This is a genomic window from Paraburkholderia sp. CI3 (assembly GCF_050436505.1).
GTDB lineage: Bacteria > Pseudomonadota > Gammaproteobacteria > Burkholderiales > Burkholderiaceae > Paraburkholderia > Paraburkholderia tuberum.
Window position 1 is genome coordinate 865698 of record NZ_JBNDMI010000002.1, and the last position, 26066, is coordinate 891763.

At 64.1% G+C, this 26066-nt stretch carries 24 protein-coding genes; 7 read left to right on the forward strand and 17 right to left on the reverse strand.

Features of this window, described 5'->3' with window-relative positions; genetic code table 11:
- Window positions 1-28: 28 nt before the first annotated feature.
- Window positions 29-934 carry a LysR family transcriptional regulator gene (locus OKW29_RS06845; protein WP_184062369.1) on the reverse strand — a complete coding sequence of 302 codons (906 nt, stop codon included), beginning with the start codon at window positions 932-934 and terminating at the stop codon, window positions 29-31.
- A gap of 114 nt (window positions 935-1048) precedes the next feature.
- Between OKW29_RS06845 and OKW29_RS06850 the strand changes: the two genes are divergently transcribed.
- Window positions 1049-1459 (forward strand): (R)-mandelonitrile lyase, encoded by a 411-nt coding sequence (locus OKW29_RS06850; RefSeq protein ID WP_187628123.1) that lies wholly within the window; start codon window positions 1049-1051, stop codon window positions 1457-1459.
- 44 nt (window positions 1460-1503) lie between these two features.
- The gene (locus OKW29_RS06855; protein WP_429290750.1) at window positions 1504-2205 is read left to right on the forward strand and encodes a carboxymuconolactone decarboxylase family protein; all 702 of its coding nucleotides are present in this window, start codon (window positions 1504-1506) and stop codon (window positions 2203-2205) included.
- Window positions 2206-2418: 213 nt separating this feature from the next.
- On the opposite strand, the gene OKW29_RS06860 is transcribed toward OKW29_RS06855, so the two are convergent.
- From OKW29_RS06860 to OKW29_RS06875, 4 genes are read right to left on the reverse strand one after another with little or no spacing between them, the layout of a single operon-like run.
- Entirely contained in the window at window positions 2419-3390 is a 972-nt protein-coding gene (locus OKW29_RS06860; RefSeq protein ID WP_429290449.1) for an alpha/beta fold hydrolase, read from the reverse strand.
- A 48-nt stretch (window positions 3391-3438) separates the two neighbouring features.
- Window positions 3439-3846 (reverse strand): hypothetical protein, encoded by a 408-nt coding sequence (locus tag OKW29_RS06865; protein ID WP_429290450.1) that lies wholly within the window; start codon window positions 3844-3846, stop codon window positions 3439-3441.
- Window positions 3843-4292, reverse strand: a complete 450-nt coding sequence (locus OKW29_RS06870) for a hypothetical protein (RefSeq protein ID WP_429290451.1) — start codon at window positions 4290-4292, stop codon at window positions 3843-3845. The genes OKW29_RS06865 and OKW29_RS06870 overlap by 4 nt, the downstream gene beginning before the upstream one ends.
- A gap of 14 nt (window positions 4293-4306) precedes the next feature.
- The gene (locus tag OKW29_RS06875; RefSeq protein ID WP_429290452.1) at window positions 4307-4873 is read right to left on the reverse strand and encodes a tautomerase family protein; all 567 of its coding nucleotides are present in this window, start codon (window positions 4871-4873) and stop codon (window positions 4307-4309) included.
- Between the two features lie 106 nt (window positions 4874-4979).
- Here OKW29_RS06875 and OKW29_RS06880 point away from each other — a divergent pair, with 106 nt between their 5' ends.
- Window positions 4980-6017, forward strand: a complete 1038-nt coding sequence (locus tag OKW29_RS06880; RefSeq protein ID WP_429290453.1) for a GlxA family transcriptional regulator — start codon at window positions 4980-4982, stop codon at window positions 6015-6017.
- A gap of 40 nt (window positions 6018-6057) precedes the next feature.
- Here OKW29_RS06880 and OKW29_RS06885 read toward each other — a convergent pair whose 3' ends face one another.
- A complete protein-coding gene (locus tag OKW29_RS06885; RefSeq protein ID WP_429290454.1) occupies window positions 6058-6810 on the reverse strand; it encodes an SDR family oxidoreductase in 753 nt (250 codons plus the stop codon).
- A gap of 190 nt (window positions 6811-7000) precedes the next feature.
- Here OKW29_RS06885 and OKW29_RS06890 point away from each other — a divergent pair, with 190 nt between their 5' ends.
- The 3 genes from OKW29_RS06890 to OKW29_RS06900 all read left to right on the forward strand — a co-directional run bounded on the left by OKW29_RS06890 (window position 7001) and on the right by OKW29_RS06900 (window position 10608).
- Window positions 7001-8527: a PLP-dependent aminotransferase family protein gene (locus tag OKW29_RS06890; RefSeq protein WP_429290455.1), complete on the forward strand. Its 1527-nt coding sequence runs from the start codon at window positions 7001-7003 to the stop codon at window positions 8525-8527.
- 128 nt (window positions 8528-8655) lie between these two features.
- The gene (locus OKW29_RS06895) at window positions 8656-10392 is read left to right on the forward strand and encodes an FAD-dependent oxidoreductase (RefSeq protein ID WP_429290456.1); all 1737 of its coding nucleotides are present in this window, start codon (window positions 8656-8658) and stop codon (window positions 10390-10392) included.
- 21 nt (window positions 10393-10413) lie between these two features.
- Window positions 10414-10608, forward strand: coding sequence for a hypothetical protein (locus OKW29_RS06900; RefSeq protein WP_090809820.1), 195 nt, complete (start codon window positions 10414-10416; stop codon window positions 10606-10608).
- Between the two features lie 59 nt (window positions 10609-10667).
- Here OKW29_RS06900 and OKW29_RS06905 read toward each other — a convergent pair whose 3' ends face one another.
- The 5 genes from OKW29_RS06905 to OKW29_RS06925 form a co-directional block, all read right to left on the reverse strand.
- The gene (locus tag OKW29_RS06905; protein ID WP_187619227.1) at window positions 10668-11084 is read right to left on the reverse strand and encodes a DUF4279 domain-containing protein; all 417 of its coding nucleotides are present in this window, start codon (window positions 11082-11084) and stop codon (window positions 10668-10670) included.
- Between the two features lie 13 nt (window positions 11085-11097).
- Window positions 11098-11877 (reverse strand): hypothetical protein, encoded by a 780-nt coding sequence (locus OKW29_RS06910; protein WP_429290457.1) that lies wholly within the window; start codon window positions 11875-11877, stop codon window positions 11098-11100.
- A 211-nt stretch (window positions 11878-12088) separates the two neighbouring features.
- Window positions 12089-13072 carry a 2-dehydropantoate 2-reductase gene (locus OKW29_RS06915; RefSeq protein ID WP_429290458.1) on the reverse strand — a complete coding sequence of 328 codons (984 nt, stop codon included), beginning with the start codon at window positions 13070-13072 and terminating at the stop codon, window positions 12089-12091.
- Window positions 13073-13143: 71 nt separating this feature from the next.
- Complete coding sequence (locus OKW29_RS06920) at window positions 13144-13938, reverse strand: class II aldolase/adducin family protein (RefSeq protein WP_429290459.1); 795 nt, start codon at window positions 13936-13938, stop codon at window positions 13144-13146.
- 98 nt (window positions 13939-14036) lie between these two features.
- Window positions 14037-15236: an aromatic amino acid transaminase gene (locus OKW29_RS06925; RefSeq protein ID WP_429290460.1), complete on the reverse strand. Its 1200-nt coding sequence runs from the start codon at window positions 15234-15236 to the stop codon at window positions 14037-14039.
- A gap of 192 nt (window positions 15237-15428) precedes the next feature.
- On the opposite strand from OKW29_RS06925, the gene OKW29_RS06930 reads away from it, so the two are divergent.
- Window positions 15429-16370, forward strand: a complete 942-nt coding sequence (locus OKW29_RS06930) for a LysR family transcriptional regulator (RefSeq protein WP_429290461.1) — start codon at window positions 15429-15431, stop codon at window positions 16368-16370.
- Between the two features lie 58 nt (window positions 16371-16428).
- Here OKW29_RS06930 and OKW29_RS06935 read toward each other — a convergent pair whose 3' ends face one another.
- The 6 genes from OKW29_RS06935 to katE all read right to left on the reverse strand — a co-directional run bounded on the left by OKW29_RS06935 (window position 16429) and on the right by katE (window position 25995).
- The gene (locus tag OKW29_RS06935; protein ID WP_429290462.1) at window positions 16429-17253 is read right to left on the reverse strand and encodes a helix-turn-helix transcriptional regulator; all 825 of its coding nucleotides are present in this window, start codon (window positions 17251-17253) and stop codon (window positions 16429-16431) included.
- A 103-nt stretch (window positions 17254-17356) separates the two neighbouring features.
- Complete coding sequence (locus OKW29_RS06940; RefSeq protein ID WP_429290463.1) at window positions 17357-18484, reverse strand: hybrid sensor histidine kinase/response regulator; 1128 nt, start codon at window positions 18482-18484, stop codon at window positions 17357-17359.
- 9 nt (window positions 18485-18493) lie between these two features.
- A complete protein-coding gene (locus OKW29_RS06945; RefSeq protein ID WP_429290464.1) occupies window positions 18494-19138 on the reverse strand; it encodes a chemotaxis protein CheB in 645 nt (214 codons plus the stop codon).
- A gap of 10 nt (window positions 19139-19148) precedes the next feature.
- Window positions 19149-19994: a CheR family methyltransferase gene (locus tag OKW29_RS06950; protein WP_429290465.1), complete on the reverse strand. Its 846-nt coding sequence runs from the start codon at window positions 19992-19994 to the stop codon at window positions 19149-19151.
- 34 nt (window positions 19995-20028) lie between these two features.
- The gene (locus tag OKW29_RS06955) at window positions 20029-23613 is read right to left on the reverse strand and encodes a response regulator (RefSeq protein WP_429290751.1); all 3585 of its coding nucleotides are present in this window, start codon (window positions 23611-23613) and stop codon (window positions 20029-20031) included.
- A 261-nt stretch (window positions 23614-23874) separates the two neighbouring features.
- Entirely contained in the window at window positions 23875-25995 is a 2121-nt protein-coding gene (gene katE / locus OKW29_RS06960) for a catalase HPII (RefSeq protein ID WP_429290466.1), read from the reverse strand.
- Window positions 25996-26066 lie beyond the last annotated feature (71 nt).

The following is a 26066-nucleotide window of genomic DNA, read 5'->3' on the forward strand; positions in this document are numbered from 1 at the left end:
AATCTGCGTCGTGATCGCCATTTGGCGGTCACTGCGCTCGACGCTGATAACCGCTCTTCAATGCGTCCACCACAAGCTCGACTGCCCGGGATGATTTGCGGCGACCAGGGTAATAGACGTGATGTCCGACGAACGTGGGAAACCAGTCTTCCAGCACCCAATTCAAGCGCCCGGCCCGGACATGCACCTCAGCCAGGTCTTTGGGCACGTACGCGAGCCCAAACCCGCCAAGCGCTGCGTCCATCATCTGGTAGACACTATTGAAGGTGAGCTGCCCTTCGACCCGCACCTGCAGTTCTCGCCGCCCCTTCCGTAGCTCCCACGGGAGCAGTGAATCTCGCGTTGGCAATCGGAGATTGATGCAGTTGTGCAGCGTTAGATCCTGCGGCGTCTTCGCCGGTGCGGTCGATTGCAGGTAGCCTGGAGAGCCCGCGATTGCCATCGTCATGTCAGGCGCGATTCGCACCGCGATCATGTCTTTGGCCACCTGGTCGCCTAGCCGCACGCCGATGTCGTACCGATCCGCGACGATGTCGGCTAACCCGTAGTCATTGACCAATTCAATCTTCAGATCCGGATACTGGCGCAGCAACGGTTGCAGACGCGGCCAAACGTACGAGTTTGCCGCGTAGTCGGTGGTCGTGATCCGGACAGTTCCGCCTGGGCGGCTCGTCATCGCGCGCAAAGAATCGACCTCCGCTTCGATTTCCTGAAAGCGCGGTGCAATCGCCGCCAGTAGCCGTTCGCCTGCCTCCGTCAACGAGACACTCCGGGTAGTGCGCATCAGTAACTGAAGGCCCATCCGCTTTTCAAGGCCGGCAACCGTCCGGCTCAAGGCCGACTGCGAGACTCCCAGTTGCGCGGCCGCCCGCGTGAAGTTGCGCTCACGCGCGACGTTCATGAAGCCGACCAGATCGTTGAAATCCTCTTTCAATTAATGCTCCACAGCATAAGGGCATCCCGATATTGCCATCTAGTCGCATCAATTACCAGGAGTTAGATTAGCTGCAGTGGCATATCGCCCAGACGATACCGACGAGGAACAGTCATGGAATTGAAACGTGCGGGCACCCAGCCCTCGAAGAAAGGCCCTGAAGAATGGTTTACGGGCACGGTGCGGCTCGACCCGCTGAACGCTCCGCCTCCGCCGGCACGCGTTTCGTGCGCGAGCGTCACTTTTGAGCCGGGAGCACGGACTAACTGGCATACCCACCCGCTCGGCCAGACTTTGATCGTTACGGCCGGCTGTGGCTGGACCCAGTGCGAAGGCGAGCCGCGCGTCGAAATCCGGGCTGGTGACGTGATCTGGTGCCCGCCTGGCCACACGCATTGGCATGGCGCAACTTCGACGACCGCGATGACACATATCGCCATTCAGGAAGCGCTCGACGGCAAGAACGTCGAATGGCTGGAGAAGGTCACGGACGAGCAGTACCTCGGCAGCGGCGAGCAGGTGTAATGCGGTTCTTCGCTGCCTGTACCTCAATCGAAAGGACTGGAAACATGCAAGATCCATTGTCACAAGTTGATCTCACTCTCGTTTCTCCGGCATTCGCGCGTTATACGAGCCAGACCGTGCTCGGCGGCCTCTGGAAGAGGCCGCAACTGTCACCGCGAGACAGGAGCATCGTGACGCTGTCGGTGCTCATCGCCCGCAACCAGACCATCGAGATGCCGTTCTATCTCCGCTTGGCGCTGGATAGCGGTGTGAAGCCTGCCGAGATTTCGGAAATGATCACGCACCTCGCCTTCTATTCCGGCTGGGGAAACGCGACCGCGGCGGCTGTCGTCGCGAAGCGTATCTTCGATGAACGTGGCATCGGTATCGATCAGGTCCCTCGGGCCGAGGTCGAGCCGCTACCACTGAACGAAGTCGCAGAGCAACAGCGCGCTCAGGCGGTCGAGCAAAGCTTCGGGTCGGTCGCTCCCGGCGTTGTTCAGTACACGACCGATGTGCTGTTCCGCGACCTTTGGCTGCGTCCAGGACTCGCTCCACGCGACCGGAGCCTCGTCACGGTGAGCGCCCTGGTTGCCAGCGGTCAGGTCGCGCAGATTCCGTATCACCTCGGCCGTGCCATGGACAACGGTCTGACGAAGGACGAGGCGTGCGAAATGCTGACGCAGCTCGCCTTTTACGCAGGCTGGCCGAACGTCTTTTCGGCGATGCCCGTGTTCAAGGATGTATTCGCGAAACCAGCGGCATAAACGTCGATGCCACATCATCGCGAGCGTCCAGCGGGGCAGTCCGATCGGCGGCTGATGTACGACGCTCAGCATAAAGCGCGTCGAACGCCTTCAGCAGATTGAGATCAAAGCCGCCGATATCCATGTTTTCGATGTTACCTGAATGGCATTCATCGTCGGCGGCAACATAGTCGAACCTTCGGAAACCGCCTCTGCATCGACGGCGCACCCGCTCTAGTCACTCACAGGATTGCCCGCGCTAAACGCGGCCCGAACTTCGCTCACCGTCTGTTCAGGCGCTTGCAGATGCGGAAAATGGCCGAGTTCAGGAAAAATCGAAAGCTTCACACCGTTACGGTTCGCGTACTCAACGCCCATTTCCTTCTTGATATAGAAATCCTGCTCGCCCCACACCACCTTCACGGGGACCTTCAGCTTTGCCATGTTGGCTTCGAAGTAGTCCTGGTCGCGGGTGAAGTACGAGTAGTAGTGGAAGAAGGCGTCTGCCGACGTGACATCACCGCCCCACCCTTTCGCCATATCGTCCTTGAACTCCTCGGACAATGCGTAGCGCTCCTTCGCCGACATGCCGCGGAAGAACGTGTTTGCCAGGATTTCGTCACGGTTCTGGTTCATCGCGGCACGCACGGCGTCAGACGATGGCTTTGACTTCAGGCCCTGCAGGCTTTCGTACATGTACTGCGGGCGGTTGAACGGGGCAAAATCGCCAACAATGATTTGCCTGGCGATATTCGGCTGCTCCAATGCTGCCAGCAGCGCAGGCAAGGCCCCGATATCGGTCGCATAAATCAACAGCTTCGAACTGTCGATGCCAGAAGTGCGGATATAGTCTTCCAGCACATGCGCATAATCCTTCGGCGCGTAGGAAAAGCGATCGGCGCCTGGACGCGAGGACTGTCCGTAGCCCGGCCAGTCAAACGCATGCACCTCGTAGTCGCTGGACAGGGACTCGGCAATAGGCTTCCACGCATACATCGTCTCCGGGAAGCCGTGCAGGAACAGTACCGTACCCTTTGGATGCGCGGGCCGATAGACCATATGACGCAGCTTGATGTCAGGATTGACCTGCACCTCGCCGACTTCAACCTTCGGCGCCGACGAGGACGACGTGGGCACAATGCTGCATGCTGAAATGCCCGCAGTTACTGCGGAGAAGACTGTCGTCTCCGGTACAGGTTTGAACATGATCGTGGTTCCCGTTTTAGTGCGAAATTGCGCCAGGTAAATTGCACTTCATTGCTGGGGGGAAGGCGAATTCAAAAGCTTACTCAACGGCTTCAGTGGGCCAATTGGGAGCAGTGAGAATGTCATCAAGTGCGCTTTCCCTAAAGGAAGGGCCTCAAGCATTTCATGCGCTTGAGTTACGTCGGTAACGTTCAGGATGAACGCCACCCCAGCCCGGTCTTGCAGTGAATACCACTGATCAATCTTGCCCTCGAGGTAGAGCTGCGCCGTCTCGCGAGCCTCGCTCGGAAGGAAGTGTTGGACAAGTTGCATGTCCGTGCCCGGCGGAAAGGTGCCAATCGCCAATATCTTCGTGGTTGGCGTGGTTGGCATCTGAGTGGTATGCGCCATGGAAACTCCAGCAGAAGCGACCAGCACGGAGGCTGTTGTCAAATCAGGAAGAAGCCGTTTCATCATTCGGCTCCGAACAGCGGCTGAACCATATTCAGCGCCGCTGCTTCCGGTCCCGTCAGATAGCAATCGCGCAAGCGCTCTTCGACGCACTCCCCCATCAGTTTCGAAAACAGCAGCATCGCATTGAGTGGGCGATGATTGATGACCACGGACTCCGTCTCGCCTTGCCCGTTCATATGCGCGACGACCACCGTCTCGATCGGCACCCCCTGGATCTGCGAGCGATAGGATTCCATATATAAACCGTCGCCAATCGTGCCCTTGTAGCTGTGATGCTGGAATTCGTACAGCGAGACCGCGTGTTTGATCACGGAGAGAATATCGGCTCGTCCTTCGATCGGACGCTTCAGCACGGAGGCTTCGAGCGTCGCGTTTTCAGCGAGGCTCGTTAGCCAGAGCGGCGGAGCGCCAGCGGATGCCATGACGGGGGCTGTGTCGTTGAATTTCATGCTGGGCGCTCCGGTTATGGTTTGCTCGTGCTGCCAGCGCCAGCGCCAGCGCCAGCGCCAGCGCCAGCGCCAGCGGCATCGAGCAATGCTTCGAGCGTGATGCGCGCTTTTTCGAGGCGGCGTCGCGCAAGCCGTCCAACGCCCGCGTCGCGCTCCGACTCGCCCGCCAGCAGCGCATGAATATCGGGCAGCATCCAGATCGCGCCGCGCGTCCCCCAGGCGCCATCCGGTATCTCGGTTGGGAAGACCCAGACGCGCGGCGCGACGTCGTCGAACTGCCGGTTCTCCGCGCGCGCCACTGCTTCCGTGACCTGTCTGACGAGCGAGCGGCGCGATTCGTCGGTGTATTGCCCCTCAGGTGCAGACGGAATGATCCGGTAGCGGATCGTGTTCGTGCGTTCACCGCCGATGTAGATCGCCGCAGGCCGATGAAGATGGAACACGGTGACACGCTGGGCGAGCGGACTGGCGGGATCGTACCCTTCCGCCTCGATCAGGATGTCGGTCAGTTCCTTGACGAGGCGAGCTTCGGACTCGGGCGTCAAGGCGTCCTCGGGCCACAGTGCATCGATCATTGGCATGGTTCTGCTCCTGCTTGCAGTTCATTGAATGTGGCCATGATCGGGGTTTACTGGTGCGGCCAGAAGTGGCAGCATCGCCATTATTCAGGGAATTTCAGACACGCAAATGGCCATCGTCCGCATCTGGGTCTATGACGGAATCCTCGCGTCCGGCGTCGCGGGCCCTGTTGATGTCTTCAGCGCGGCCAATCAGTTCCATACGCGCAAGGCTGGACCGGGCACGACATCCGCGCCCGTGTTCGTATGGCGGGTGGAATCACTCGACGGACATCCCGTCACGGCTGCGTCGGGTCAGACCGTTCACGTCGACGGAAAGATCGACCCGCGCAAACGGGCGGATGCCGTTCTGCTGACGGCACCGTTTTTCTCGAACATCGACGAGTTCATGGGGCGCCGCGAGCAGTTGAACGCGCTGTCTTCCGCGCTGCGGCGCCAACGCAAGGCCGGCGCCGTGCTGGCGGCTTATTGCACGGCCAATTATCTGCTCGCCGAGGCCGGCCTGCTGGATGGCCGCGCCGCAACGACGCACTGGGCGAGAGCGTCGGACTTCGGGCGCCGCTATCCGCGTGTCGAAGTTCGCGCACAGGAACTGCTGATCGAGCAGGACGGCATCATCTCTGGCGGGTCCGTGACGTCGTATCTGAATCTCGCCGTGCGGCTCGTGGAAACATTCGCCGGCGAAAAACTCGCCGCGATGACCGCGAAGGCGCTGCTGATCGACATGAACCGGACTTCGCAGGCTTCCTTTGCAACGCTTCTCGACGAACATGGGCATACCGACACGCTCGTCGCGCGCGCCCAGCAGCAGATGGAGGCTACGTTGCAGCAGGGATTCCGTTTGAGCGATCTGGCAGCGTCGCTTGCTGTCAGCGAACGCACGCTCAATCGCCGTTTTAAGGAAGCGGTCGGGCTGGCGCCGTTGACGTATCTGCAAAATCTGCGCATCGAGGTCGCAAAACGCTTGCTGGAAACGCGGCCAATTGGGCTCGAGGCGGTGAGTCAACGTGTCGGTTATGGCGATATCAGCACGTTTCGGCAATTGTTCAAGCGCAAGACCGGATTGTCCCCGAGCGAATATCAAATGCGGTTTTCGCGGGGCGCGGCGAAGAATATGGAAGCCGAATCAGCCAGCAAAACCGGCTGAAGCCTCGCCATGCTGATTCTGCTTTCGCATCGACCTGAAATCACCCCTTTTCAGTTTGCGCCAGCCACTCGTCCAGGCTCACGCGGCCGATTCGCGCCTCGCCGAGCGGTACGAGCGACTGTTCCTCGACGCGGCCGCCGTAATAGCGCGCACCCTGATCCGTCACAACAGGGCGCGGGTCGCTGACGGACTTCAGATAACGTCTGATGATGGCGGCAAACGGTTCACGGTCCGGGCCCGCGATATCGACTGTGCCGTTCAGTGGCGTGGCGAGAGCGACCTGCGCGAGGATCGCTGCGACGTCGTCCGCGGCTATCGGCTGGAACAGTCCGTCCCCAACGCGCACCGTCCCACCTTCTGTGCCGGAATCAGCAATCGCGCCGATGAATTCCATGAACTGGGTCGCGCGCACGATCGTATAGGGCACGCCCGCCGCTTCAATCGCCTCTTCCTGCGCGACCTTGGCAACGAAATACGCATTTTCCGGCGTGCGGTCGCAGCCGACGATGGAAAGCGCGACGTGATGGCGTACCCCTGCAGCCACTTCGGCTTTGCCGAGGTTGCGCGTCGAGGTGCGGAAAAAGTCGAGCACCGCCTGAGGCTCCCAGGAAGGCGCGTTCGCCACATCCACTACGACGTCCGCGCCTGCTAGCGCGTTGCTCAGACCTTCCCCCGTCACGGCGTTCACACCGGTACGCGGCGACGCAGCAAGTGCCTCATGACCCGCCTCGCCGAGCAGCGTGACGAGGCGCGAGCCGATCAGGCCGGAACCACCGATTACGACGATCTTCATGGCACATTCTCCAGATGAGAGTCAGTTGACAAGGGCAGGCGGCTGGCGGCCGTTGCATCGCGGGAAAGAACTCGCCGCCGTCGCATCGTGTGAGGCTATTGTGAGAAGATCATGAACTATCGAAAAGTGCCAAGAATTGTCGATCGGACCAGGACATCCTGATTCCGGTCTGCTTGCCGGCAAGACTGTGATGACCGTATCGCCTACCGCATTCACCGTCGATATCGATCGGCAGCTACAGTTGCCGATCTACCTGCAGATCTGCGCGCGCTTCAGAACCGCGATCGCCGCAGGGCATCTGCGTCCAGGCGATCGCGTGCCCGCGCTGCGCAGCCTCGCTACGCAACTGAACACGGCGCGCGGCACGGTTGAACTGGCGTATACGGTCCTCGTCGACGAAGGCTACCTCCAGATGCGCGGTGCGGCTGGCACGTTCGTGTCGCCCTCGCTGCCCGCTTCAGTGACGCGCTCGCGTACGCAAAGCACAAAGAGTTCGAACAGCACGCAGAGCGTTAAAGCGGCTACCGCAGCTCAGACGCCAGCCGAATCGCACGGCGCTCGACCGGCGCCGCGCCAGCTTGCCATTGCCGCCGCCATGAGCGGCGAGCCCCGGCCGTTGCAACCCGGGCTGCCCGCGCTTGACGCGTTTCCGCTCAAGGTTTGGAATCGTCTCGTTTCGCATCGCGCGCGCAGCGGCGAGCGCGCGATGCTCGCGTACCCGGATCCTGTCGGCTACCGGCCGCTTCGCGAACACATCGCCACGTATCTTGGGCTGTCGCGCGGGGTGACCTGCCTGCCGGACCAGGTGTTCGTGACGGGCGGCTACCGTGCGACGCTCGAGCTCGTGTTGCGCAGTCTCGCCCGCCCGAACGACAGCGTGTGGTACGAAGATCCGGGCTATCTGCTCGCGCGCGGTTTTCTCGCCGAAACCGGCGTGCAGCTCGTCGCAGTGCCGGTGGACGAAGATGGGATCGACGTCGAACACGGCACACGGCTGGATCCGCAGGCGCGCTTCGCGCTGGTCACGCCGTCGCACCAGAGCCCGCTCGGGCACACGTTATCGCTCCCCCGACGCATGGCGTTGCTGGGCTGGGCAGAGCAAGCGTCCAGCTGGATCGTCGAAGACGATTACGACAGCGAGTTCCGCTATCTGGGCCGGCCATTGCCGGCATTGAAGAGCCTCGATCGTCGCGATCACGTGATCTACTGCGGCACATTCAGCAAGGTGATGTTTCCCGGCTTGCGGCTCGCGTATGCGGTGGTGCCGGAGCGGGCCGTCGAGCGCGTCGGGCGGGTGGCGCGCAGCATGAACGCCGGATCGCCAACCGTGTTGCAGGCCGCTTTGGCCGACTTCATCGAGCGGGGGCATTTTGCGCGACATCTGAAGCGCATGCGTGCGTTATACGCCGAGCGGCGCGTGCTGATCGTGCGCGCGTTGGAGCAGGCGTTCGGCGAACGGCTGATCGTCGAACTGCCGCCAGGGGGAATCCAGTTCGCGGCACAGTTCGTCGAGGGCCCTGATGGCCCGGTCGACGACGTCGCGGTTGCGGCGCGCGCCCGCGAAGCGGGGCTCGCCGTTCTGCCGCTCTCGGTCTGGTACGCGAATGGTCGCACGCGTAGCACGCCGCGTGGCGTTGTGATGGGCTTTGCAAACATCGCCAATGCAGGTGAAGCGGGCCATCTCGCGCGGAGCTTGCGCGTCTGTCTGGACGGCTAACGAGCGGCGAAGGTCCAGGTCTCTCCCACTCCTCACGCTCGCGCGCGGCGCTGTACCCAAAATGAGGACAGCCGCGCGCGAACGCCGACGCATACTGCACCGATAACGCAGGAAAACTGGAGACACGCATGACCCGCCCGTTCAAGCCCTATCCGTTCGCCCCGCGCCGCTATCCGGCCGCGGTGCCGCCGCTCATCGACGGACGCGATCCACAAGCGCGCGCCGTCGCGATCGTCGGCGGCGGTCCGGTCGGCATGACGCTCGCGCTTGCGCTCGCGCGCCAGGGCGTGCGCTCGGTGCTGATCGAGGCGGACGACAGCGTGTGCACCGGCAGCCGCGCGATCTGCATCTCGCGACGCAGCCTCGAAATCTTCAAGCGGCTCGGCGTCGTCGACGGTTTTCTGCAAAAGGGGCTGGCGTGGACCGGCGGGCGCAGTTTCTATCGCGACACCGAGGTGTTCCGCTTCGCGATGCATCAGGACGACGAGCAGTCGCTGCCGCCGATGATCAATATCGCGCAGTATCAGATCGAGCAGTTGCTGCTCGACGAGATCGAACGGCACGCCGATCTGATCGACGTGCGCTGGCAAACGCGTGTGACGGGCCTCGAGCAACGGCCGCAGGGCGGCGCGACCTTGACCTTGCGCAGCGCCGATCCTGCCGATCCGCAAGGCAAAAGCTGGCAGATGGACGCTGCGTGGGTCGTCGCCTGCGACGGCGGACGCAGCACGATCCGCGACCTGCTCGGGCTGAAGCTCACAGGCACGACCTACGAAGGCCGCTACGTGATCGTCGATATCGAACTCGACAGCACGCGCGCGACCGAACGGCTCGCGTACTTCGATCCGCCGTCGAATCCGGGCTCGACGGTGCTCGTGCACAAGCAGCCTGACAACGTGTGGCGCATCGACTATCAGTTACGCGACGACGAAGACCCCGACGCCGCCGTGCTGCCCGGGAACGTGATACCGCGCGTGCAAAACTTGCTCGACTCGATGGGCGAAGCCGGCGCTTGGTCGCCGATCTGGATCACGATCTACAAGGCCAATGCGCTGACGCTCGAACGCTATCGGCATGGCAGCGTGCTATTCGCGGGCGACGCCGCGCATCTGGTGCCGATCTTCGGCGTGCGGGGCGCGAACTCCGGCATCGACGACGCCGACAATCTCGGCTGGAAGCTCGGCTGCGTGATCAATGGGAGCGCGTCGCCAGCGCTGCTCGATAGCTATAGCGACGAACGTGTGTACGCGGCGCGCGAGAACCTGAGCTACGGCATGAAAAGTACCGAGTTCATGGCGCCGCCGACCTTCGCGTTCGACTTGCTGCGCACGGCCGTGCTCGGGCTCGCCGAGCGACATGAGGCGGTGCGGCCGCTGATCAATCCGCGCCAGACGCATGCGATCGCGTATCGGCAATCGCCGCTGAACTTCGCAGGCGACGGAGCCGATGCGTTCGATCGCGGCCCCGCGCCGGGTACCGTGCTGCCCGAGGGCAGGCTGCTCAAACAATCGCAAGATGGCGCACGGCTCGGCATTCATCTAACCGATCTGCTCGGACCGTGCTTCACGGCGCTGCGCTTCGACGCAGACCACGCGAACGATGGTGACGCGTGGCGGCAACTGCAAAGCACGCTAGCCAGCCGGGGCATTCCGTTCAACGTGATCGATATCGTCACGGCCGAAGCGCAATCGGCAAACAGCCCGCGAGCGATCGACCCAACCGGCCGCCTGCACGACATGCTCGGCGCACGGCCCGGCACCGTCTATCTGATCCGCCCCGACGGCCACGTGCTCGCGCGCTGGCGCAACGGCAGCGCGGCGGCCGTTCTGCGCGCGCTCGATGCCACGCTGACACAGCAGAACTAACGCGCAAGGACCTTCGACATCATGACCGATTCCGATCTCGACCTCGTCTATACGACGCTGTGCAACACGCTGACCCACGAAGGCGAGGCGCAGGCGTCGCTGTATCTCGCGCGCCTCGCGCTCTTGTGCCTGACCGAACTCGACGACTCGCGGCGCGCGTTGTCGTTGATCGAAGCGGCGAAGCTGCCGGCTGCCGCCACGGCCTGGCGCGGGTAAAAGAAACCGCCTCCCTGGAGGCGGTAACGAGCGGATCATTCTGACTCGCGTCTGCGTCGTTAATCGCGGTACTCGTCAATCTCAATGGTCCCGCCGAGGGCTTCCATCATCGCGCGGATATCCTGTGGAATATCCGGCGCGCGATCTCCGCTTTGATTGCGCCAGTAGCAGAAAAAGCGAAGTCTCACGCCTTTTTCGGCGACGACTTTTGGAAGATCGCCGCGAGTAAGATTTAGTCTTTGGGTGAGATAGCGAAGATGCGGGCTGAGGTCATCGCTGTGTACGTGCCGCTTGCTGCTCACGCCCCACAAGCCGACACGTCCGGGACCGCCAAGACGCCCTGATGGCGTCACAAAGGGCTCTCCTTTCGCTATGGCCGTGTCGGGCGACAATCCAAAATACTCTGTCCAGAAGGTGGGCTCGACTGCATCGCCCATGACGTGAAACGTCGCGTATGCAAGAGGGAGATTTGTCATTGGCGGCCCCCAGTTAGTTAGCCCAATCGTGAAAGTTTGCGATGTAGTCACCGTTAAAATACACATCGCCGTTGTCATGCCAGATGACGTTATCGGCAGGCCCAAGCCCGTTGTCGGGCTTGAACCTGTGGAGAATTTCCCCGAAAGTGTCCTGGTGATACCCGAGCATCTTTGCAGCATAGCGAGGGTTGTTCGTCGATTTCGCGAGCTGTTCAATGTCATCGCTCAACGCATCCGGCTTGTAGACGAACGGTTGTGCACCGCCGAGATTTTGCGGCACGCGTGGGCTGTTGCCATAGAGCGAGCTGGCGATGTCGGCGTCGGCCGGTTGTTGTGCGCGCGCGGACGCTGCCGTGGAACTCCTTTCCCGCTGCTCCCGTATCGCCCGCACACACTTGCGCATCTCGTCCCGGTCAGGCACAAAGAGCAGGCTACAGTTCTTCACTTCGTTGTAGAGGGCCTTTGCTACAGCATGGTCGTTCATCCTGTTCATGTGAAAGACGTTATTGCTTCGGCCGAGCATGTCGCGCAATTCGTGCGACTGATGGGACAGCAGCACGGAGGGGGCGTATTGCAGCCACGCTGCGTGCGCCTCCGCCATGCCCTGCATGATGTCGCTGAGTGTCTCGCGGGGTTCGCGGGCCGGCAATGCAAAATGGAACCACCGGTCAACGTCCAACATATGGGGAGACTCGATGTGAAGGTAGAACGATTTGTTCAGGCTCCACCAAAAGAACCGTCCGTGTCGCCTTTCGCGAATGTCGCGGTGAGAGCCGTCAGAAAGTGAAGTCATCGTGCCTCACAGTCAGTCGAGGAAGCGCGATTGTGCATCAAGTCATCATCCCAAAAAACCCCTGCTTGATCTGGTAGCAGGCGCACGTCAAACGTAACCTTGACGTGTTTACGCTTCTCACCATTCCTCGATAATTCGTTACCCCAAATAAAGCCGCGCGGTCAACGCGCGGCGTTTCTTCGTTCTTCGAACCGAGGGCTTAACGACAACCTCACTGCCTCGGATACAAGCCCAACGTACTCGCATGCAGCCGCGCGAGTCCGAGCAACGCATCCGTATAGGGCGTCGGCACGCGCGTCAGTTGCCCGAGTTCGCGCACCGCGCCGACCAGCGCATCGAGTTCGACCGCCTTGCCGGCCTGCACGTCCTGCAACATCGATGTCTTCATCGCGCCGAGTTTCAGCGTGACCGCGTGACGGTCGTCGGGCGCCTGGTCGATCGGGATGCCGAAGCGCGCGCCGATTTCCTTCGCCTCCAGCATGATGTGCGTGACGAAACCGCGCACGAGTTCGTCGCCGAGGATCCGGTCGGTCGTTGCGCCGGTGATCGCGCTGACCGGGTTCATCGTCATGTTGCCCCACAGCTTGAACCACACGTCGCGCTGGATCTGCGCCGAAGCCGTTGCATGGAAGCCCGCCGCCTGCAACAGCGCGGCGAGCAGCTCGACACGCTCGCTCGGCTTGCCCGACGCCTCGCCGACGATCAGCCCGTTGCCCTGGTGATGCCGGATCACGCCGGGCGCGTCGATCAGGCAACTGGCATGCACGACGCAGCCGACCGTCTGCGCGGCCGGGATCGCGGCGGTGATCGCGCCGTCGGGATCGATCGTCTTCAGGCGCTGGCCGGCGAGTTCGCCGCCCAGGCCCTCGCAGAACCACCACGGCACGCCGTTCATCGCCGTCAGCACGATCGTCTCGGGGCCGAGCAGCGGTTTGATATGCGCGGCCACGGTCGCCATCGCCGGGCCCTTCACCGCGATCACGACGAGTTCCTGCACGCCGAGATCGGCCGGCTTGTCGCTCGCCTTCACCTGCTCGGCGTAGATCACGCCGCCTTCGATCAGCCGCAAACCATGCTGGCGCACCGCGTCGAGCGTCGCGCCGCGCGCGACCACGCTGACCCGATGGCCCGCCTGCGCGAGCTTCACTCCCATCCAGCCGCCGATCGAGCCGGCGCCGTAGATCGCTACTTTCATCGCCTGAATCCTTGCCTGTTGCTGTGACTATTGCAGCGTTGATTGTCGCGCTCGTTTACGCGTGGCTTCAATCATTGCCGGAAACTCGCATCGATCCGGTCGACCCGCCGCACCAGCGCATCGAACACGTCCTGTCCGGCGCCGTGGCGCGGATCGAACTGCAGCGCGTCGCGCGAGCAGCGAATCGCGACCTCCTCCGGCACCGGCCGAGCGCGGCCCATCGAGAACGTCGCCACCTGGACTTCGCACGCGCGATTCAGCGTCCACAGAATCGCGAAGGTCTGCGGCAATGTTCGGCCCCACGATAGCAGACCGTGGTTGCGCAGGATCACCGCCTGTCTGTCGCCGATATGCGCGAGCAGCCGCGGCCCCTCTTCCGCATGAATCGTGATGCCTTCAAAGTCGTGATACGCGATCCGGTCGTGCAACTGCGCGCTATAGAAGTTGGTCTGCTGCAGGCCCTCTTCGAGGCAGGCGACCGCGACGCCCGCCGTCGTATGCGTATGCATCACACAGTGCGCGTCGGGCAAGCCCTCGTGAATCGCCGCATGCACCACGAAGCCAGCCGGATTCACCAGATGCGGCGAGCCGTCGAGCACGCGCCCCTGCGCGTCGATCTTCACCAGATTGCTCGCGGTCACTTCGCTGTAGTGCAGCCCGAACGGATTGATCAGGAACTGGCGCTCCGGGCCGCTGACGCTTTCTGGCACCCGCAGCGTGATGTGGTTGTAGATCATCTCGGTCCAACCGAGCAGATCGAAAATCCGGTAGCAGGCGGCGAGTTGCACGCGCGCCTGCCATTCGTCCGGATGCATCGCGGCAGATCTGGGCGGGCTCGCCGGTTGCGCTTCGAGGGTCGTGGCCATCGTCGGTGTCTCCAAAATTGTCGTTGTGACGGCGCCCCCGTGCGCGCCGCCCATCATATTCACGCGTGCCGCAACAGCGGCCCGAGCGCGGGACCGCTTCAGGCGCCCGACACCACCGCCGCGATCGACGACGCGACATAGTCCGCGTTGCGCGCGTTCAGCCCGGCGACGCACATGCGGCCCGAGCGCAGCACGTACACCGCGTATTCGTTGCGCAGACGCTCGACCTGGCTTTCGGACAGGCCCGTATACGTGAACATGCCGCGCTGCGCGACATAGCGCGCGCGCATCACTTCATCGACGCGTCCGTCGAGCCCGGCATGGATCACGTTGCGCATCGCCAGAATGCGCTCGCGCATCGCGCCGAGCTCGGCTTCCCACGACGCGCGCAGCGTCGCATCGGCGAGCACGTTGGCGACGAGGCGCGCGCCGTGCGTCGGCGGATTGCTGTAGTTCGCGCGCACCGCCGACATCAGCTGGCCCGCCACGCGCGCCGCTTCGTCGGCGCTCTTGCAGACCACGCTCAACGCGCCGACGCGCTCGCCGTAAAGCGAGAAATTCTTCGAGAACGAGTTCGCGACGATCAGCGGCACGTTCGCGTCGGCGAGCAGGCGCACCGGCGCGGCGTCTTCTTCGAGGCCCGCGCCGAAACCCTGGTAGGCCATGTCGACGAATGCGATCAGCTTGCGGCGCTGCAAAACCGGCACCAGTTCCGCCCATTGCGACGGGCTCAGATCGACGCCCGTCGGGTTATGGCAGCACGCGTGCAGTAGCACGATGCTCTTTTCCGGCAGCGTGTCGATTGCGGCGAGCATTTCGGCAAAGCGCAGGCCGCCCGTTTGCGCGTCGTAGTACGGATAGGTGTTGACCGTGAGGCCCGCGCCTTCGAACACCACGCGATGGTTTTCCCAGCTCGGATCGCTGATCCACATTTGCGAGCCGGGGAAATAGCGTTTCAGGAAATCGGCGCCGACCTTCAGCGCGCCCGAGCCGCCGAGCGTTTGCAGCGTCGCGATCCGGCCTTCGGCCCGCGCCGCGCTGCGGGCGCCGAACACGAGCGCCTGCGCGGTGTCGCGATAGAGCGGCAGACCCGCCATCGGCAGATACGAGCGCGGGCCGATCGCGTCGAGCAGCGCGGTTTCGGCGCGGCGCACCGCGTCGATCACCGGCAGCTTGCCGGCGTCGTCGAAATAGATGCCGATGCTGAGGTTGACCTTGTTCGGCCGGGGGTCCAGCTGAAAGTCTTCGTTCAGGCTCAGAATCGGGTCGCCCGGATAGGCGGGAATATGGTCGAACATGACGGGTCCTTGAAGACGGCCTCTGCAGGCCTGTTGTAGCGGTCGTCCGCGCGCCGCGGGATAACCGGGCAAACCTTTAGTCTAAGCGGGTTTGCCGGGCCAAGTCGACCCGCACGAGTGTCGGTCGTCGACGCGCCGCGCACAATCAATCGATTTTTCACGATTCGTAAGTTTTTCTTTAGAATCGATCGTATGCCTCTTACCCGCGTCACGATCCGTCAATTCGAAGCGTTTCTCGCCATCGTCGATCTGCACAGCATCGGCGCGGCGGCGCAGCGGCTCGGGCTGACCTCGTCGGCGGTCAGCCAGTTGCTTGCCGAACTCGAAACGGAGCTCGGCTTCCGGCTGTTCGATCGCACCACGCGGCGCGTCGCGCTGTCCAGCGCGGGGCAGGACTTTCTGGCGTCGGCCGAATCGGTGCTGCGCCACGTGCGCGCAGCCGCCCAATCCGCCGACGATATCCGCAACCGCGCGGCCGGCATCGTGCGGGTCGGCGCGCCGCTCGTCATCGCGTCGACGGCGCTGCCCGCGGCGATCGCCGAATACGCGCGCGACAAACCGAAGGTGGTCGTGCGCGTCTGCGATACCGTGGTCGAGCAACTGGTGGAGCGCGTCGAGAGCGGCGACATCGATCTCGCGATCGGCCCGGATCGGCAAAGCGGGCCGCGCGTGCGCTCCGAGCCCGCGTTCGCGAGTCCGTGGGTCATGTGGTGCTCGGCCGCGCATCCGCTCGCCGCGCGCCGCCGCGTGCAGTGGCAGCATCTGCGCGAGGTGCCGATCGTCGCGACCGGCCGCGACCACGAGCGCGCGGTCGACCAGATGCTCGCCAATCTGCCGGTCGAGGCGCGCATCATTCCCGTCGATGTCGTCGACAACGTGACCACCGCGTTCGGCCTCGCCGCGCGAGGGCTGGCGGTCACGCTCGCGCCAGCCTATGTCGCACCGCTCGCGCGGACCTTCGGGCTCATGATGAAGCGCATCGTCGATCCTGAAACGATTCGCGAGGTGTGCGTGTATCGGTCGACCGAGCGTGCGCTGTCGCCATCGGCCGACGGCTTCGCGGAATTCGTGATGCCGTGGTTGAAGCGTTGGGATCGGGAGACGCAGGCCGAGGCGCGGGGTAAGCGGAGTTGAAGCGGACTCGAAGCGCGATCCGATGCGCGCTTCGGCGCGAGTTTCGGCAGATGTGCAGCTAGGGCTGCATACACAGCGCGAACAGTTGTCGCTGATTTGAAATCCCGAGCCGCGCGTACGCGCGCTTCTGGTACGTGACGACGCTCGCCGGCTTCACGCCCATCTGCCCGGCGATCTCGGCCGCGCTCGCGCCATCGAGCGTGCCACGCAACACGTCGAGCTCGCGCGGCGTCAGCGTCGGACATGCGCGCCGCACACGCGCGAGCATCGCCGCACCGGTGCCCTGCTGATGTTGCCCGTTCAGCGCGTATTGGCCCTTCGCCGCATGCGCGAACAGCGGCGCGACGCTTTCGATCCGCTCCAGTTCGCCCGGCGCGAACACGCCGTACGCGCGGTCGCGATACAGGTTGATCGACAGCCACACGCTATCCGCCGGCTGCACGAGCAACGACAGCCGGTCCGATACGTTCGGCTGCGCGTAGCAGGCCGCGCGGTACGCTTCGTTTTCGATTTCGTCGCCGCGCTGCTGATGCAGCACCAGCGCATCGCGCAAAGCGGTGCGCCGGCTGTGGTTCGATTGACCGATGATCGCGCGATTGCCGTCGAGCGCATAGAAATGCGCGGCGTAGCGTTCGGCGACGTCGCGCAGAAAATGCCCGCCGCGATGGTCGGCCGCCGACACCGTACGGGGCCGCGAGTCGAACTCATACGCGAAGATCGAGCACTGCGAGACGGGCAGCGACAACGATTCGCCAACCGTCAGCAGAATGCTCGCGGCGAGCGCGTCGGCATCCGGGTGGGAGATCGCCATGACGAGGTCGGTGGCGCGCGCGGTGCTGATCTGACCGCTGCGCTGCGGTGATGCGAGGCGCCAGGAACGCATGATGGGGATTCGTGCTTGCGCTGCGTGAATTGGGTTGCGGCAAGCGTAGCACAGCGGGCACGCGGCGCTGGCCTAGCGGCGTGATCGCCGGCCTGGCGATGCTTTATCGCCGGGTAAACGACCCCCGCTGCAACGCCACCGTCCTCGGCAATTCGATCGTAAAGGTCGTGCGGGACTCGTCCGTGGATACGACGCTGACGCCGCCGCCATGCATGCGCGCGATCTCCTGCACGATATGCAGACCGAGCCCGAGCCCTTCGCGCGAGCGCGCGCCGTTGCCGTTCGACACGAACGCCTTGAACAGATGCGGAAACACCTCCGCCGGAATCGTGCCGCGATTGGACACCATCAGGCGCACGCAATCCTCGGCGTCGCCATCGACCTCCACGCCGATATCGCCCTCCGGCGCGCCATGATGGAGCGCGTTGCTGACGAGATTCGACACCGCCTGCCACACGAGATCGGTATCCCACGCGCCGGCCGTATTGCCGGTGCAGGTGAACACGATCTGCTTGCCGCTCTTCTGCGATGCGAATTCGTCGATGACCGAGCGGCACAGCGTCGCGAGCTCGATCGAGCGCGGCTGCAACGGCAGGCGTCCGCCTTGCAGGCGCGCGAGGTTCAGCAGCTGATCGACCATCCGCGCCATGCGCAGGGAGCTGTTCTTCACGCGCGCGGCCACGGTTGCGGCCTGCTCGTCGGCGGCCGTGCGCATCAGGTATTCCGCCGACGCCAGCACCGCGCCGAGCGGCGTGCGCAGATCGTGGCTGAGCACCGCCATCAGCATCTCGTTCGCTTCGAGCATCTGGCGCGTCGTCACCAGTTGCGCGGCGAGCTCGCGCTTCTGCTGCTCCAGCTGCACGAACACGTCGACCTTCGACTGCAGGATGCGCGGATCGAACGGCTTGTACAGGAAGTCGACCGCGCCCGCCTCATAGCCACGGAACGTGCGCGACGCGTCCTGCGCGGTCGCGCTCAGGAAGATGATCGGCACGTGCGACGTGCGCGGGCTGCCGCGCATCAGCGCGGCCAGCTCGAAGCCGTTCATGCCGGGCATATTGACGTCGAGAATCGCCAGCGCGACTTCGTGCTTGAGCAGCAGATCGAGCGCGGCGGTGCCGCAGTCGGCGACCAGCACCGCGACGTCGGGCCGCGCGAGCAAGGCTTCCAGCGCAGTGATGTTGTGGACGATGTCGTCGACGATCAGGATGTTCACAGGTGAGTTCGTCATGGCACCGGTTCAGAGGGAAGTCGGCAGCGCGGCAAGGCGCTTCGCCAGGGTTTCGGGATTGTAGATCGCGTCGGCCGCGCCGCGCTCGATCGCCGCGCGCGGCATCTCCGGTGCACCGGCGCTGCCGGGGTCCTGCACCCACGCGGCGCCGCCGAGCGCGCGCACGCATTCGAGCCCCTGCGCGCCGTCGTCGTTGGCGCCGGACAGCAGGATCGCGAGCAGCCGCTCGCCGTACACCGCGGCGGCCGATTCGAACAGCACGTCGATCGACGGCCGCGAGAAGCGCACCGCCGCAGCGGTCGACAGCGCGACCGTGCGGTCCGCTTCGACGAGCATGTGATAACCGGGCGGCGCGACGTACACGCGGCCCGGCAGGATCAGCTCCCCCGCATCGGGTTCGAGCACCGGCAGCGCGCAGCGATGCGCGATCGCCGGCACCAGATAGCTCGGCGAATCGGGCGGCAGATGCGCGACGATCATCACGGCTGCCGCGAAGCGTGCGGGCAGCGCGGCGAGCAGCACCTTGAGCACCTCGATGCCGCCCGCCGACCCGCCAATCACGACCAGTTGATAGCCGCGCCGCGCGTGTGTCCGCGCGGCGGTGCCGGCGTCGGCGGCCTGGGTGGGCGGGGGTTCACTGGTCGAGCGTGGCATCGCGACCTCGCTAACGCTTCTGATAAATGCGTTCGGCCGCGCGAAACTCGTCGAACGCCGGGTAGTGATGTGAAAACCGCAGGGTTTCCTTGCTGCCCAGGCCGAGAAAGCCGCGCCGCACCAGTGCGTTCTCGAACAGCCCCAACGCGCGATCCTGCAAGCCGCGATCGAAATAGATCAGCACGTTGCGGCACGACACCAGATGCGCTTCGAGGAACACTTCGTCTGTGGACAGGCTGTGATCGGCGAACACCACGCGCTCTTTGAGCGAGCCGGCAAAGCGCGCGCCGCCATACGCTGCATGATAGTAGTCCGACAGCGAACGCGTGCCGCCCGCCGCCAGATAGTTCTGCGTGAAGCCCTGGATGCGTTCGAGCGCGTAGATGCCCGCCTCCGCGCGCGCGAGCGCGTCGGGGTTGATGTCGGTCGCGTAGAACAGCGTGCGCTCGGTGAGACCCTCCTCGTCGAACAGGATCTTCAGCGACCACAGCTCCTCGCCGGTGCTGCATCCGGCGACCCACACCTTGATCGACGGGTAGGTGCGCAAACGCGGCAGCACGTGCTCGCGCAGCGCGAGGAAATACGACGGATCGCGAAACATGTCGCTGACCTGCACGGTCAGGTAGCGGAACAGCCGCGAAAACTCGTAGCCGTCGCGCATGATGCGGTCCTGCAATTGCGACAGCGTCTCCACGTTGAATTCATCGAGCGCCTGCGTGAGGCGGCGGCGCAGCGACGACATCGCGTAGTGGCGAAAGTCGTGCTGATACTTCAGATAGATCGCCTCGAGCAGCAGCCGCAGCTCGATGTCGAAATCGCTGATGCGGTGCGGTGCCTCAGATGCGGACGGTTTCATCGCGTTGCTCGCTTCCGTGCTTACGCTCGCGCCGTCAGCGCTGCCGCAGCCACACGCGGCACAGCGCGACGAGCTTGTCGACGTCGATCGGTTTCGACACGTAGTCGTCGGCGCCCGCTTCGAGGCAGCGCGTGCGATCGTTCGCCATCGCCTTCGCGGTCAGCGCGATGATCGGCAGATGCGCGAAGCGCGGATTGCGGCGAACCTCGCCCATCGCGGTCAGGCCGTCCATCTCGGGCATCATGATATCCATCAGCACCAGATGCACTTCCGGCCCGTTCTCCAGTTCGTCTAGCGCCTCGCGGCCGTTGCGCGCGATCAGCAGTTTCGCGCCGAGCGGCTCCAGCACGTGCGACAGCGCGAAGATGTTGCGCACGTCGTCTTCGGCGAGCAGGATCGTGCGGCCCTCGAACGCATTGTCGCGTTGCCGCACTGTGCGCAGCATGCGCTGCTGCTCCGGCGCGAGCGACGACTCGACGCTATGCAGAAACAGCGTGACTTCATCGAGCAGACGCTCCGGCGATTTCGCGCCCTTGATGATGATCGACTTCGAGTAGCGGCGCAGCCGGTGCTCCTCTTCGTCGGACAGCATGCGGCCCGTGTAGACGATCACCGGCAGCGATGCATGCGCGCTGTTCGCGGCGAGGCGTTCGAGCAGATCGTAGCCGGTGCCGTCCGGCAGCGCGAGATCGGTGACGACGCAGTCGAACGTCGGCGCCGACAGTTGCTCGAACGCCTCGGCGAGCGTCGCGACCGCGACGATCTCGGTGTTCTCGCTTTGCAGCAGCGCGCGGATGCTTTCGCGCATCGGCGCGTCGTCCTCGATCACCAGCACGCGCTTCAGGCGCTGTTGCAGCCGCGCTTCGAGGCGGCGGATCGCGGCCTCCATCGTCGAGCGCGCGGTCGGCTTCAGCGTGTAGCCGATCGCGCCGAGGTGCAGGGCCTTGTCGGCGTGATCGGTGGCCGACACGATATGGATCGGAATGTGGCGAGTCAGCGGATCGTTCTTCAGCCATTCGAGCACCGTGAGGCCCGAGCGGTCCGGCAGACCGACGTCGAGCAGCACCGCGGCCGGCCGCATGTCGCGCACCAGCGCGAGGCCGCTCGCGGCATCGCTCGCGTGCACGAAGTCGAAGTCGAGTTCGTGCACGAGATCGCGCAGAATCGCGGCGAACGGCGGATCGTCTTCGACCGCGACGATCAGACGGCCCGCGCGGGTGCGATGGTCGCGATCGTCGGCTATCGACGCGGCGGCGGGCTCGGCGGCACCGGACAGCGAGGCTTCGCGCGACGCGGTGGGCGGCGCCCGGCTTGCCAGACGATTCGCTGGCGGGATCACCGCGGCGGGTGCGGTGTCGAGCGGCGTGCGCAGCAACGGCGCTTGCGCCGTCGCCTGCGCGCCCATGCCCTCGTTCAGCGCGTTCAGCGCGTTCAGCGTGGCGACGCTCGTCATCGCGCTGTCCGCGCTCACGCGCGCATCGAGCGGCAGCCACAGCGAAAACACGCTGCCCTTGCCGACTTCGCTCGCCACCGTGATGCGCCCGCCCAGCAGCCGCGAGAACTCGCGCGAAATCGACAGCCCGAGGCCGCTGCCCCCATATTGACGGCTCGTCGAGCCATCGGCCTGCTGGAACGCCTCGAAGATCATGTCGAGCTTGTCGGCCGGAATACCGATGCCCGAATCGCGCACGTCGAAGCGCAGCACGTTGTCCTCGACCCTGGCGACCTCGAGCGTGACCTCGCCGCGCTCGGTGAACTTCACCGCGTTCGACAGCAGGTTGCGCAGGATCTGCGTGAGCCGCTGGCCATCGGTGACGAACGTATCGGGCGTGCCCGGCAACGTGTCGAAGGCGAGACGCAAGTGCTTGGTCGCCGCGATCGGACGAACCATTTCTTCAAGCGATTGCAGCGTCGCCTCGATCGACACCGTTTCGTGCTCGACCGTCAATTGACCCGCCTCGACCTTCGACAGGTCGAGAATGTCGTTGATCAGCACGAGCAGATCGCTGTTCGACGCGTGGATCGTCTCCGCGTAGCGCACCTGCTCGTCGGTCAGATTGCCGCTGCGATTCTGCTGCAGCAGCTTCGCGAGAATCAGCGAGCTGTTCAGCGGCGTGCGCAATTCGTGCGACATGTTCGCGAGGAACTCGGACTTGTAGCGGCTCGACTGTTCGAGGCGCTCCGCATTGGCCGCCAGATCGTTCTGCACGCGCAGCAGATCCGATTTTTGCCGCTCCAGCCGCAGCGCGTATTCCTCGAGCCGCACGTTGGTCTGTTCGAGCTCGGCCTGCTGCGCTTCGAGGCGCCGTTGCGATTCCAGCAGCGCGCGGCCGCGTTCCTCGAGCCCTTCGTTGGAGACCCGCAACTCCTCCTGCTGGACCTGCAACTCCTCGTTCAGCTGCTGCGTCTCGGCGAGCGCATCCTGCAGGCGTTCGCGATACAGCGCCGCCTCGAGAAAATTGCCCATGCTGTGGCGGATCAGCTCCATGAACTCTTCGTCGCGCGGCGTCACCTCGCGCAGGAAGCCCATTTCGACGACGCCGTTGACCTGGCCGTCGTTGTCGATCGGCAGGATCAGCAGATTGCGCGGCGCACCGCTGCCCGTCGCCGACACGACCCGCACGTAATCGGCCGGCACGTCGCGCAGCACCAGCGTGCGGCGCGAGCGCGCGGCCTGGCCGACCAGCGTTTCACCCTCCTCGAAACTCAGAGCGGCCGTCTGCTCGCTGTCACGGCTATAGCCGTACGCCGCGATGCGGCGCAGCGTGCCGCTCTGCCTGTCGCGCACGTACAGCGCGGCGACGACCGCATCGAGATATTGAGCGAGAAACTCGAGCATCGCGCGGCCGACTAGCGGCGCGCTCGTCTGGCCGACGACCTTGTCCGCGAGCAGGCGCTGGCCCGAGCGCAACCAGACCTGCTGCTCGAGCAGCGCGGTCTGTTCGGCCTGACGGCGCAGCACGTCGTCATAGATCTCGGACAGGTCCAGCAGTTCGCGACGGCCTCGCCACGCGAGCAGGCCGCTGACGACGAGGCTGAACAGCAGAAACACGCCGACCAGCGTCGCCGTCACGTTGCGCGTCGCCTCGACGCGCTGCTGGCGCAAGCGCAATTCGACGTCGAGAAAATCGCCGAATTCGCGGCGCGTTTCGTCGAATTCGAGCTTGCCGCGCCCCGCTGCGATCGCGCTCTCATAGTCCTGGTTGCGGCGGCGCGCGTCGATGATCTGTTCGGCGAAGCGGCTCCAACGCTCCTGCAAGGCCTCGATCTGCTTGAGCCGCTCGATTTGCGGTGGGTTGTCGGCGACCTGCTTTTTCAACGCTTCGAGCTGTGCCTTGAATTTCGGGCCGCCGTTTTCATACGGTGCGAGGAAACTCTCGTTACCGGTGATCAGAAAGCCGCGCATCGACGATTCGCGAGCCACCGCGAGCCGCAGCATTTCGTTGGCGTCGCCGATCACGCGCTCGGAGTGCTCGGCCCAGTTCATCGTCGACACGAGATACGCGATCAAGCCGACGAACAGCGCCATCGTGACGAGGCCGACGCCCAAAGGCAGCGCGATATTGCGGCGAAGGATGCGGCGGAAACGGAGCTGATCGACGGCCTGCGATGCGGTCATTTTTTCTGTAAGTGGCATGGCGAATCGGGTCGATGCAGAATATTTTTCGGGTCTGCGCACGGTGTTGAGTGCCGCGATGCGACCGCTGTCATCATACAAGGACGACCCGCACGCGCGCGACGCCGAATGCAAAACCAACCTGGCCGGCTAACACCGGCCAGATTCCTGCATCGACGCGCATCGACGCGCCGCGTTTCAGCTACGCTCAGCACCGTTCAGCGGCTCACGCGGCAGCGCATCAGCGCAACCGGCTCGGCCCGCTCAGGCCGGCACCGATTCCGCCTGCGCCGCGCGCGACCACACGCGATGCTGTCCGGCGGCCTTGATGAACGCCTTCAACACGTCGGCGGACTGCGAGTCCTCGCCGGTCGCGACGCCGTCCGACTGCGCAGGCAACTGCGCGGCCGCGAGCAGGTCGCGCCCCGCGCCGAGCGCCGCGATTGCCTTCAGATGCTTGAACGCTTCGAGCACGAAGTGCCGCGCATCGCCCGATTGCGACAGTGCCTTCGCCCCCTTCTCGCCGCCGACGACGATCACCGCGTCGAACATCACCGATGGCAGCCCGGCGATCGTCGCGTCGGGCGTGAGGCCATCGATCCCGGCGAGCGTCGGCGCGATCAGCATCGGCGTTGCGCCTTCACCCGTGAGCGCCTGCTGCAACTGTTTGATCGCCGCGCCATCGGAGCCGGGTGCGGCGAGCAGCGCGATCTTGCGGGTCTTGATGCCGGGCTTCACGCGATTGAGCAGACTCAACGCTGGCGACGTCTTCGGCCCGACGAGTTTCGCCGTGCCCTTTTTCGGCGCCGGCAAGCCGAGTCCTTCGGCGACCTTCGCGGCGAGATCGGCGTCGAAGTTCGCGAGAATCTCGTTGACCTGACGCGCGCGAATCTCGGGCTTCGTCACCTTGCCGAGCTCGAACTGATAGGCCGCCGCGATATGGTCCTTTTCCGGCTGCGACATGCTGTTGTAGAACAACGCGGCCTGCGAGAAATGATCGGCGAACGAGTCGCTGCGCACGCGAATCTTCGTGCCCTCGACGCGTTCCTGATGGCTGTCGAAGCCGCCATCTTCAGCGGCCGGATCGGTTTCCTTCGGCCAGCTGTCGTTCAGCGAGTTCGGCTCGTACGACGCCTGGCCGACATGGATCGCCTGCCGATGCATCGCATCGCGCTGATTGTTGACGGATGGACAGACCGGCCGGTTGATCGGAATCTCGTGAAAGTTCGGGCCACCGAGGCGGCTGATCTGAGTGTCCGTGTACGAGAACAAACGCCCCTGCAGCAACGGATCGTTGGTGAAATCGATGCCCGGCACGATATGCCCCGGATGGAACGCGGCCTGTTCGGTCTCGGCGAAGAAGTTGTCCGGATTGCGATTGAGCGTCATCTTGCCGATGATTTTCACCAGCACCAGCTCTTCCGGAATCAGCTTGGTCGGATCGAGCAGGTCGAAATCGAACTTGTGCTCGTCGGCTTCCTCGACGATCTGCACCCCCAGTTCGTACTCCGGATAATCGCCGCGCTCGATCGCTTCCCATAGGTCGCGGCGGTGAAAGTCCGGGTCCTTGCCCGCGAGCTTCTGCGCTTCGTCCCACAGCAGCGAATACGAGCCGAGCACGGGACGCCAGTGGAACTTGACGAAACGAGCTTTGCCCTGCGCATTGATGAAGCGGAACGTGTGAACGCCGAAGCCTTCCATCGTCCGTAAGCTGCGCGGAATCGCGCGGTCCGACATCGTCCACAGCACCATGTGCGCCGATTCGGGCACGAGCGAGACGAAGTCCCAGAACGTGTCGTGCGCGGACCCGCCGGTCGGCATTTCGTTCGGTGCTTCCGGTTTCACCGCGTGCACGAAGTCAGGAAACTTGATCGCGTCCTGGATGAAGAACACCGGCATGTTGTTGCCGACCAGATCGAAATTGCCTTCCTGCGTGTAGAACTTCGTCGCGAAGCCGCGCACGTCGCGCACGGTGTCGGCAGAGCCGCGCGGACCTTGCACGGTCGAGAAACGCACATAGACCGGCGTTTCGGCGGCCGGGTCCTGCAAAAACGCGGCCTTGGTGTACTCGCGCATCGATTCGTAGACCTTGAAGACACCATGCGCGGCCGAGCCACGCGCATGCACGATCCGTTCGGGAATGCGCTCGTGGTCGAAGTGCGTGATCTTTTCACGCATGATGAAATCTTCGAGCAGCGATGGACCGCGCGGTCCCGCACGCAACGTGTTCTGGTTGTCGGCGATCTTGACGCCCTGATTGGTCCTCAGGGCCTCGCCTCGCGGCTTCACGCGATTGCGTTCGAGATCGTTCGATTTCGCGTCGTTCGACTGCGCTGCCCCGTTTGCCTGGGCCGCGGCCTTCTGGGTATTCGCTCTACCTGCCATGGGGATCGACTCCTTGTGTTCGGGCGCGCGGCGACGGAGGCGTCGCGGCGCGCGACCACAGAGTCAGCAAG

Coding starts and splice junctions, on each gene's coding strand:
- OKW29_RS06890 (WP_429290455.1), top strand. CDS start 7,001: ATGACCGTATCGCCTACCGCATTCACCGTCGATATCGATCGGCAGCTA.
- OKW29_RS06935 (WP_429290462.1), bottom strand. CDS start 17,253: ATGCGTTCCTGGCGCCTCGCATCACCGCAGCGCAGCGGTCAGATCAGC.
- OKW29_RS06905 (WP_187619227.1), bottom strand. CDS start 11,084: ATGACAAATCTCCCTCTTGCATACGCGACGTTTCACGTCATGGGCGAT.
- OKW29_RS06865 (WP_429290450.1), bottom strand. CDS start 3,846: ATGATGAAACGGCTTCTTCCTGATTTGACAACAGCCTCCGTGCTGGTC.
- OKW29_RS06945 (WP_429290464.1), bottom strand. CDS start 19,138: ATGCCACGCTCGACCAGTGAACCCCCGCCCACCCAGGCCGCCGACGCC.
- OKW29_RS06950 (WP_429290465.1), bottom strand. CDS start 19,994: ATGAAACCGTCCGCATCTGAGGCACCGCACCGCATCAGCGATTTCGAC.
- OKW29_RS06855 (WP_429290750.1), top strand. CDS start 1,504: ATGCAAGATCCATTGTCACAAGTTGATCTCACTCTCGTTTCTCCGGCA.
- katE (WP_429290466.1), bottom strand. CDS start 25,995: ATGGCAGGTAGAGCGAATACCCAGAAGGCCGCGGCCCAGGCAAACGGG.
- OKW29_RS06895 (WP_429290456.1), top strand. CDS start 8,656: ATGACCCGCCCGTTCAAGCCCTATCCGTTCGCCCCGCGCCGCTATCCG.
- OKW29_RS06930 (WP_429290461.1), top strand. CDS start 15,429: ATGCCTCTTACCCGCGTCACGATCCGTCAATTCGAAGCGTTTCTCGCC.
- OKW29_RS06955 (WP_429290751.1), bottom strand. CDS start 23,613: ATGACCGCATCGCAGGCCGTCGATCAGCTCCGTTTCCGCCGCATCCTT.
- OKW29_RS06885 (WP_429290454.1), bottom strand. CDS start 6,810: ATGAAGATCGTCGTAATCGGTGGTTCCGGCCTGATCGGCTCGCGCCTC.
- OKW29_RS06910 (WP_429290457.1), bottom strand. CDS start 11,877: ATGACTTCACTTTCTGACGGCTCTCACCGCGACATTCGCGAAAGGCGA.
- OKW29_RS06940 (WP_429290463.1), bottom strand. CDS start 18,484: ATGACGAACTCACCTGTGAACATCCTGATCGTCGACGACATCGTCCAC.
- OKW29_RS06875 (WP_429290452.1), bottom strand. CDS start 4,873: ATGCCAATGATCGATGCACTGTGGCCCGAGGACGCCTTGACGCCCGAG.
- OKW29_RS06870 (WP_429290451.1), bottom strand. CDS start 4,292: ATGAAATTCAACGACACAGCCCCCGTCATGGCATCCGCTGGCGCTCCG.
- OKW29_RS06900 (WP_090809820.1), top strand. CDS start 10,414: ATGACCGATTCCGATCTCGACCTCGTCTATACGACGCTGTGCAACACG.
- OKW29_RS06880 (WP_429290453.1), top strand. CDS start 4,980: ATGGCCATCGTCCGCATCTGGGTCTATGACGGAATCCTCGCGTCCGGC.
- OKW29_RS06920 (WP_429290459.1), bottom strand. CDS start 13,938: ATGGCCACGACCCTCGAAGCGCAACCGGCGAGCCCGCCCAGATCTGCC.
- OKW29_RS06915 (WP_429290458.1), bottom strand. CDS start 13,072: ATGAAAGTAGCGATCTACGGCGCCGGCTCGATCGGCGGCTGGATGGGA.
- OKW29_RS06850 (WP_187628123.1), top strand. CDS start 1,049: ATGGAATTGAAACGTGCGGGCACCCAGCCCTCGAAGAAAGGCCCTGAA.
- OKW29_RS06925 (WP_429290460.1), bottom strand. CDS start 15,236: ATGTTCGACCATATTCCCGCCTATCCGGGCGACCCGATTCTGAGCCTG.
- OKW29_RS06860 (WP_429290449.1), bottom strand. CDS start 3,390: ATGTTCAAACCTGTACCGGAGACGACAGTCTTCTCCGCAGTAACTGCG.